Source organism: Paracoccus sp. (in: a-proteobacteria), from assembly GCF_035556475.1.
GTDB lineage: Bacteria > Pseudomonadota > Alphaproteobacteria > Rhodobacterales > Rhodobacteraceae > Paracoccus.
This window is the reverse complement of record NZ_DATMFA010000101.1, coordinates 1-7171: the sequence shown is the minus strand read 5'-3', so window position 1 is coordinate 7171 and position 7171 is coordinate 1. Positions and strand designations below refer to the sequence as shown.

General features: G+C 65.1%; 8 protein-coding genes and 1 pseudogene. 7 read left to right on the top strand and 2 right to left on the bottom strand.

The annotated features are described in order from the left end of the window. Positions 1-505: pseudogene (locus VNQ78_RS13790) on the bottom strand (pyruvate dehydrogenase); the annotation flags it as partial. A 126-nt stretch (positions 506-631) separates the two neighbouring features. Between VNQ78_RS13790 and VNQ78_RS13785 the strand changes: the two are divergent. After that, positions 632-1093, top strand: coding sequence for an Lrp/AsnC family transcriptional regulator (locus VNQ78_RS13785; RefSeq protein WP_325690712.1), 462 nt, complete (start codon positions 632-634; stop codon positions 1091-1093). A 33-nt stretch (positions 1094-1126) separates the two neighbouring features. Here the strand turns inward: VNQ78_RS13785 and VNQ78_RS13780 are convergent, their stop codons facing one another. Then, positions 1127-2146, bottom strand: coding sequence for an Ldh family oxidoreductase (locus tag VNQ78_RS13780; protein WP_325690710.1), 1020 nt, complete (start codon positions 2144-2146; stop codon positions 1127-1129). Between the two features lie 200 nt (positions 2147-2346). Between VNQ78_RS13780 and VNQ78_RS13775 the strand changes: the two genes are divergently transcribed. The 6 genes from VNQ78_RS13775 to VNQ78_RS13750 all read left to right on the top strand — a co-directional run. Further along, positions 2347-3150 carry a transporter substrate-binding domain-containing protein gene (locus VNQ78_RS13775; protein ID WP_325690708.1) on the top strand — a complete coding sequence of 268 codons (804 nt, stop codon included), beginning with the start codon at positions 2347-2349 and terminating at the stop codon, positions 3148-3150. A gap of 64 nt (positions 3151-3214) precedes the next feature. Further along, entirely contained in the window at positions 3215-3880 is a 666-nt protein-coding gene (locus tag VNQ78_RS13770) for an amino acid ABC transporter permease (protein WP_325690706.1), read from the top strand. Positions 3881-3890: 10 nt separating this feature from the next. Further along, a complete protein-coding gene (locus VNQ78_RS13765) occupies positions 3891-4541 on the top strand; it encodes an amino acid ABC transporter permease (RefSeq protein ID WP_325690704.1) in 651 nt (216 codons plus the stop codon). Then, a complete protein-coding gene (locus tag VNQ78_RS13760; protein ID WP_325690702.1) occupies positions 4534-5256 on the top strand; it encodes an amino acid ABC transporter ATP-binding protein in 723 nt (240 codons plus the stop codon). The genes VNQ78_RS13765 and VNQ78_RS13760 overlap by 8 nt, the downstream gene beginning before the upstream one ends. A gap of 8 nt (positions 5257-5264) precedes the next feature. Continuing rightward, on the top strand, positions 5265-6554 hold the full coding sequence (locus tag VNQ78_RS13755) for an FAD-binding oxidoreductase (RefSeq protein ID WP_325690700.1): 1290 nt from the start codon (positions 5265-5267) through the stop codon (positions 6552-6554). A 1-nt stretch (position 6555) separates the two neighbouring features. After that, positions 6556-7171, top strand: a 616-nt coding sequence (locus VNQ78_RS13750) for a proline racemase family protein (protein ID WP_325690697.1), incomplete at its 3' end; no start/stop codon positions are given.

Genomic DNA, 7171 nt, shown 5'->3' with positions numbered 1-7171 from the left:
CATCGCCGCCCAGCACCACCGCGATCGACCCCGCATGGTCGCGCGAACCCAGCACGCGGGCGTGGTATTCCAGCGCCTGCGCCCAGCCAGCTGTGGGCGTATATTGCGCCCCGACGCCTCCGCACATCGGCAGCGCGATTGCCCCCTCGCGGTTCGGAAAGTTGAAGACGACGCCAATGTCACGGCCATCCGAATAGCCGCCCGCCCGACCCATGGCGGATCCCAGCGCATCGACCGGATCGACCCCCAGCGCCAGCAGCAGCGGCCGCGAGCGGTAATAGCCGCAGACCGCGTCATGCCGCCCATCAAGGCGCAGGCCAAGCAGGATCTGCGCCATGTCATGCCCCCGGGCCGAGAACTGGTAGAGCACCTTCTTCTCGGGGACGAGGCGGGTTTCCTCGATCTCGTCCAGCGCGCGGCTGAGGGCCATGTGGCGCAGCACGGCCATCCAGTCCACACCGATTTCCGGTGCATTGCGAAGCGCGGTCGCGGTTGACGGTGCCATGGTTCTGTTCCTCGGATAGCCTCACGGAACATTTTACGCTGATCCGGTGAAATATCCTTTCAAACGCTTCGCAGGATTGGTTTATTGTGAATGATACATTTCACAATTCAGAAATATGAGGATCAAATGATCCAAATAGATTCCCTCGACCGCAAGATCCTGCGGGTGCTGCAAAAAGACGCCGCGATCTCCAATCAGGAACTGGCCGAGCGCGTCGGCTCATCGGCCGCCTCCTGCTGGCGCAGGGTCAAGGCGCTGGAGGAGGCGGGCGTCCTTGGACCCGCGGTCAGGCTGGTCAATCCGGCGGCGCTGGGACGCGGCCTCGACGTTTTCTGCCAGATCCGCATGAACTCGCAAAGCCGCGCCATGCGCGCCGCGTTCGAGGAATTCATCGACGCGCAGGAGGACGTCGTCGAATGCTATTCGATCAGCGGCGACTGGGACTATCTGCTGCATATCGTGGCGCAGGATGTTGCGGATTATGAGCGCGTGCTGATGCGCGGCATCCTCGATCACAATGCGATCGCGACCTCCTCCTCGATCTTCGTGCTACGGCGGATCAAGCACCGCACGGCGGTTCCCGTCTGACGGGAAGTCCACCGCGCCCCATCGCGTCGCGGGTCAGGCCCCGCGGCGCAAACGCTCCAGCCCCTCGACCTCCTCGGCCGTCAATTCGATCCCTTCCGCCAGCGCCCGTTCCCGCGCGGCGAAGCGGCGTTGCGACGGCAGCCGCGCGCCCTGCCCGACAATGGCCTCGAACAGCACCTCGGCGCGTTCAAAGACATTCCCCGGACGGGCGGCGGCGAAGCGTTCGGGCGAGAATGCGATGATCAGCTCGCCATGATGGGGCAGCAGCTCGGCGCTGCCGAGGAAATCCAGCGCCTCCGGGCTGGTCAGGTCGCCGATCATCACCCCGGCCAGCAATTCGATCATGGTCGAGATGGCCGAACCCTTGTGCCCGCCAAAGGTCAGCATCGCCCCCTCCAGCGCGCGCTGCGGATCGGTCGTCGGCTTGCCGTCGTGGTCGATGGCCCAGCCCTCGGGCAGAGGGGTGCCGCTTCTGCGGTGCAGCTCGATCTCTCCCCGCGCGGCGACCGAGGTGGCGAAATCGAAGACATAGGGCGACTTGCCGGGGCGCGGCCAGCCGAAGGCCATCGGATTGGTCCCCAGAAGCGGCCTGATCCCCCCGGCCGGCGCCACGGTGGAATAGCTGGGGCACATCGCCAGCGCCGCGAGGCCCTGCCCGGTCAGCACCTCGATCTCGGGCCAGAGGGCCGAGAAATGCGTGCAGGAATTGATGACCAGCGCGGCCAGGCCAAGCTTGCGCGCCCGTTCGGCCAGAACCGGCGCGCCGATCTCGAACGCAGCAGGCGAGAAGGCGCCACGGGCATCGACCCGGATGACCGCGCTGCCATCATCGGTCAGGACCGGCTCGGCCTCGACCACCACCTTGCCGGCCCGCATCGTGCGCAGGCAGCCCTCGATTCGATAGATGCCATGGGACTTGCAGGCATCGCGCTCGCCCGCGACGATCACCGCGGCCACCGTCCGCGCCTGCAGCGGCGAAAGACCGGCATTGGTGAAGATTTCGACCACCATCTCCTCCAGTTGCGCTACGCTGATCATTGTCCGCTGGCTCATCACGAATACTCCTTCACAGATCCCGAACAGCTTTGCATATTACTTGTATGCAAGGCGAGGAGGAAACAGACAGATCAAGACCAGCACGATCTCGCTGTATACTTTATGTATTTTTCATTTGATTTTCATGTCGACTAGTTGAATACAAAATGCACGGAATCGCTCCAAGAAGATCCGACCACCAACATGGGAGACAAGACATGAAGACCTCGATTCTCGCGCTCGCCGCGATGGCGACTGCCTTCACCGGCCCGGCATTCGCCGACAAGCTGGATGACATCATCTCGTCGGGAACGCTGCGCTGCGCGGTCGTGCTGGACTTCCCGCCGATGGGCTCGCGCGATGCGAACAACACACCGGTCGGCTTCGACGTCGATTATTGCAACGACCTCGCCGCCGCGCTCGGCGTCACGGCCGAGATCGTCGAGACTCCCTTTCCCGAGCGTATCCCAGCGCTGATGTCGGGCCGCGTCGATGTGGGCGTCGCCTCGACCTCGGACACGCTCGAGCGGGCGAAGACGGTCGGCATGTCGATCCCCTATTTCGCCTTCGAGATGGCCGTGACCTCGAATGACAAGTCCGGCATCAAGTCCTTCGAGGAGATGAAGGGCAAGACCGTCGGCGCCACCGCCGGCACCTTCGAGGCCATCGCGCTGGAAAAACAGGTCAAGGAATGGGGCGCGGGCGAGTTCCGGCCCTATCAGACCCAGGCCGACGTGTTCCTGGCGCTGAGCCAGGGCCAGATCGACGCCACCGTCTCGACCTCGACCGTGGCACAGGCCAACGTCAAGACCGGCAACTTCCCCGGCATCACGGTGGTCGGCAAGGCGCCCTTCGACACGGATTACGTCGCGCTCTTCACCAATCGCGAGGAATACGGGCTGCTGAACTACCTGAACCTCTTCGTCAACCAGCAGGTGCGGACCGGGCGCTACGCGGAACTCTACGAGAAATGGGTGGGCGGCGACCTGCCCGACCTGACGACCGCAGGCGTCTATCGCTGATGTGACCGACCGGCTGCCGGCGGGGCCATAACCGCCGGCAGCCCGCGATCAGGGGCGAAATCCGATGTTCAACTACACCTTCCACTGGCACCAGGCCCTGCGCGCCCTGCCCCAGATGCTTGACGGTGCGCTCGTCACGTTGCAGATCGCGCTCCTTTCAATGGCCATCGGGCTTGCCTGCGCGATCACGCTGACCCTGATGCGCCTCTCGGGCAACCGCCTCCTCGGCGGCCTCGCCCGAAGCTGGGTCGAGATCGCGCGGAACACCCCCGCGCTTTTCCAGATCTACATGGCGCATTTCGGGCTGGGCAGCTTTGGCATCCATCTCAGTCCTTATACCGCGCTGCTGGCCGGCATCGCCTTCAACAATGCGGGCTACCTGGCCGAGAATTTCCGCGGCGCGCTGAAGGCCATTCCCGACACCCAGACCCGCGCGGGCCGCTCGCTCGGCATGTCGTCGCTGCAGGCCTTCCGGCTGATCGTCCTGCCGCAGATGCTGCGCGTGGCTTTCCTTCCGATGACCAACCAGATGGTCTGGGCCATCCTGATGACCTCGCTCGGCGTCACCGTCGGCATGAATACCGACCTTGCCGGGATCACGCAGGAGTTGAATGCTCGCTCGTTCCGAACCTTCGAATTCTTCGCGATTGCGGCGGTGATCTACTATCTGATCGCCAAGGCCGTCACCCTCGCCGCCCGGCTGATCGCCTGGCGCATGTTCCGCTACTGAGGAGGGGCGCATGTTCAACACCGCCATGACCATGAGCGACCTGATGTTCCTGCTGAAGGGCGCGGGCATGACCCTCGCCGTCACCGGGGTCTCGGTCGCCGCCGGGACGGTAATGGGGATCCTCTTCGGGGTGATCCGCGTGCAGATCGGCCCCTGGTGGGCCGCGCCCCTGACCTTCATCCTCGACATCTTCCGCTCGGTCCCGCTGCTGATCCAGCTGGTCCTCGGCAATGCCTTCCAGTCGATCGCCAAGCTGGGCTGGGGGCCCTTCACCACCTCCTGCGTGATCCTGTCGCTCTATACCGCCGCCTATTGCACCGAGATCGTGCGCGGCGCCATCGACGCCGTGCCCCCGACCACGCGCCGCGCGGCCCGCTCGCTCGGCATGACCTGGGGACAGGACATGCGCCATATCGTGGCCCCGCTCGCGACGCGGATCGCGCTGCCCTCCTGGATCGGCCTGACGCTCGGCGTGATGAAGGACAGCTCCCTCGTCCTCTGGCTCGGCCTGATCGAGCTTCTGCGCGCCTCGCAGATCCTCGTCACCCGCCTGCAGGAACCGCTGTTCATCCTGACGGTCTGCGGCCTGATCTACTTCCTTCTCAGCTTCCCAGTCGCCCGCCTCGGCGGTTATCTGGAAAAACGGTGGTCCAATGATTGAGATCCAGAACGTCCGCAAATCCTTCGGCCTGCTCGAGGTGCTGAAGGGCATCGACCTCACCGTCAGCAAGGGAGAGGTCGTGACCGTGATCGGTGGATCGGGCTCGGGCAAATCGACGCTCCTGACCTGCATCAACGGGCTCGAGCCGATCGATTCCGGCAAGATCCTCGTCGACGGCACCGAAGTCCATGCCAAAGACACCGACCTGAACAAGCTCCGCCAGAAAATCGGGATCGTGTTCCAGCAATGGAACGCCTTCCCGCATCTGACGGTCCTCGAAAACGTCACGCTGGCGCCCCGCAAGGTCCTCGGACTCCCCAAGGCCGAGGCCGAGGCCATCGCCGTCAAGCAGCTGACCCATGTTGGGCTCGCCGACAAGCTCAAGGACTACCCCTCCCGCCTCTCGGGCGGCCAGCAGCAGCGCATGGCGATCGCCCGCGCCCTCGCCATGTCGCCCGACTACATGCTCTTCGACGAGGTCACGTCCGCCCTCGATCCGCAACTCGTGGGCGAGGTTCTCGACACTCTGCGTATGCTCGCCTCCGAAGGCATGACGATGATCTGCGTCACGCATGAGATGAAATTCGCCCGAGAAGTCTCGGATCGCGTTGCCTTTTTCCACAAGGGCGTCATGGCCGAGATCGCACCCCCCGCCCAGCTCTTCGAATCCCCTCAGGATATCGAGCTTCAGAAATTCCTCGCCGCGACGCATTAAGACCGACCATGTCCACGACCTCCCCGACTTCTTCGTTCTCCCAATACTCCGGGGTCCGGGGCAGCGCCCCGGCCGCCACCGATGTCACGGTCATCGGCGCCGGCGTGGTGGGCCTTTCCATCGCGATCGCGCTCAGGATGCGCGGCCTCGACGTCACGGTCCTCGACCGCGAGGGCCCGGCGGCAGGCGCATCGGCGGGGAATGCCGGTGCCTTCGCATTCACCGACATCCTGCCCCTCGCCTCTCCCGGCATCCTCAGGAAAGCGCCGAAATGGCTCCTCGACCCCTTGGGTCCGCTCAGCATCCCGCCCTCCTATGCGCTCAGGATCGCGCCCTGGATGTATCGGTTCTGGCGGGCCTGTGCGGCCTCGCGCGTCGCATATTCCACCGCCGCCCAGACCGCGCTCATGGATCTCTCCCGGTCCGAGCTTGAGCCCTTCCTTGCAGCAACGGAAACGCTTCCGATGCTGCGCAAGGACGGCAATCTCCAGGTCTATGAGAGCGAGGCCGAGTTTCGCCTGTCGCTTCCGGGATGGGAAGCGCGCCAGCGCCACGGGATCGCGTTCCGCCACATGGATGCCGAGGAGATGGCGGCACTCCAGCCCGGCCTCGCGCCGCGCTTCGTCAAGGGCACATTCACGCCCGGCTGGTATTCGATCGATGATCCAAAGATCTATACCCTCGCGCTGGCCAATCACTTCCGGCGCATCGGTGGCGTGATCGAACGCCGGGCCGTCACCGCCCTGCGCCCGGTCGAGGGCGGGGTCGAGATCGACGGCCAGCCGGCCGTTGGCCAGGTCGTGCTGGCGGCTGGCGCCTTTTCCCACCGCATCGCCCGCTCTCTGGGCGAGCGTATCCCGCTGGAAACCGAGCGTGGCTACAACACCACCCTGCCTCCGGGCGCGCTGGACCTGCGCACCCAGATCACCTTCGGCGGACACGGCTTCGTCGTCTCGAACCTCTCGACCGGGATCCGCGTCGGCGGCGCGGTCGAACTGGGCGGGCTGGACCTGCCCCCGAACTTCAAACGCTCCGAGGCGATGCTGGCCAAGGCCAAGTCCTTCCTGCCTGCCCTCAAGACCGGGGGCGGGACGCAATGGATGGGCTTCCGCCCCTCGCTCCCCGACAGCCTGCCGGTCATCAGCCGCGCCCGGGCGACGCCCCGCGTGATCTATGCCTTCGGTCACGGCCATCTCGGCCTGACCCAATCACCGGGGACCGCCCGGATCGTCGCCGACCTCGTGACCGGCTGCGATCCCGCCATCGACCTCGCCCCCTTCTCGTCCCAAAGGTTCTGACATGACGACTTACACCTTCTCCTGCATCGACGGGCATACCTGCGGCAATCCCGTCCGCCTCGTCTCGGGCGGAGGGCCGCGGCTCGAAGGAGCGAACATGCTGGAAAAGCGCGCGCATTTCCTGCGGGACTATGACTGGATCCGCACCGGCCTGATGTATGAGCCGCGTGGCCATGACATGATGTCGGGCTCGATCCTCTATCCGCCAACCCGGCCCGATTGCGATGTCGCGGTGCTCTTCATCGAAACCTCGGGCTGCCTGCCGATGTGCGGCCACGGCACCATCGGCACCATCACCATGGGGATCGAGAACGGGCTGATCCAGCCGCGCGAGCCGGGCAGGCTTTCGATCGAGGCCCCGGCCGGCAAGGTCGATATCAGCTACCGGCAGGAGGGTCGCTTCGTCGAGGAAGTGCGCCTGACCAATGTGCCCGGCTTCCTTTATGCCGAGGGCCTGACCGCCGAGGTCGAGGGCCTGGGCGAGGTCGTCGTGGACGTGGCCTATGGCGGCAATTTCTATGCCATCGTCGAGCCGCAGAAGAATTTCCGCGACATGGCCGACCACACCGCGGGCGAGTTGATCGGCTGGTCGCCGAAGCTGCGCGCGGCGCTGAACG